The sequence below is a fragment of the Acidovorax facilis genome (assembly GCF_023913775.1).
Classification (GTDB): domain Bacteria; phylum Pseudomonadota; class Gammaproteobacteria; order Burkholderiales; family Burkholderiaceae_C; genus Acidovorax; species Acidovorax facilis.
The window spans coordinates 1-255 of sequence record NZ_JAMXAX010000370.1 but is presented as its reverse complement, the minus strand read 5'-3'; the positions used below and the strand labels follow the sequence as shown (position 1 = coordinate 255).

Below are 255 nucleotides of genomic sequence, written 5' to 3'. Positions count from 1 at the left end.
AGTTCCAGCAGCTTCGCCTCGCTGACCCCGCGAAACTGGCCGCGCGTGATGCGGGAGATCTTGGACTGATCGATTTCCAGCAGCGCGGCGGCTCCCTGTTGCGTCAGGCGTCGCGCCTTGATGGCGCAGGCAATCTCAGCCGCGAGCTGCGACTTGCGCTGCATTTCCGCAGCGTCGGCATAGCCCAGGTCCGCGTAGACGTTGGTGCTGCCTTCTTCGATGGTGATGTGGCTGTTCTGGCTCATCGCTTTACTC

1 protein-coding gene is annotated in these 255 nt (G+C 62.7%); it reads right to left on the bottom strand.

Features of this window, described 5'->3' with window-relative positions:
* Positions 1 to 245 (bottom strand): helix-turn-helix domain-containing protein (locus tag NFX52_RS30645; protein ID WP_252636042.1); only part of this gene is annotated, 245 nt, incomplete at its 3' end.
* Positions 246 to 255: the final 10 nt, after the last annotated feature.